We start from the raw sequence: 428 nt of genomic DNA, 5'->3' as shown, positions 1-428 counted from the left end.
CTGCAGCGATTCGGCGCGAAGCAGCTCAAGATCGACCGATTCTTCACCCACGCGCTCGACGAGCAAGGCCACGAAGGCGGCGCGATCGTCTCCGCGATCATCGCGCTCGCCCACTCGCTCGCGATGGACGTGGTCGCCGAAGGCGTCGCGACGCGCTCGCAGCTCGACCGGCTCAAGCCGCTGATGTGCGATGAAATCCAAGGGTTCCTGCTCGGCCGCCCCGTGCCGCCGGAAGAGTTCGAGGCGATGGTGCCGCTGCACTCCGAGGCGCCGGCATGACGGTGACGCGGCGCGCATCCGCGCGCGGCCGCGCGCGTGGTTCGGCCGCTTTGCCGCTGGTTGGCGCTTGGGGGTTGGGCTGAGGTTTCGGACCGGGAGCCGGGCGCTTGCGCCCGGGCGCCCGGATCCCGCCGAACGCGACCCCGCCG

1 protein-coding gene is annotated in these 428 nt (G+C 71.7%); it reads left to right on the top strand.

Annotated elements, in window-relative coordinates:
- Positions 1-279, top strand: a 279-nt coding sequence (locus tag J5M67_RS28955) for an EAL domain-containing protein (RefSeq protein WP_207888743.1), incomplete at its 5' end; no start/stop codon positions are given.
- Positions 280-428 lie beyond the last annotated feature (149 nt).

Origin of the sequence: Pseudomonas sp. 30_B, from assembly GCF_017491605.1 — a bacterium.
GTDB lineage: Bacteria > Pseudomonadota > Gammaproteobacteria > Pseudomonadales > Pseudomonadaceae > Pseudomonas.
The sequence above is the reverse complement of the archived record's forward strand: the minus strand, read 5'-3'. Positions and strand labels throughout refer to the sequence as shown.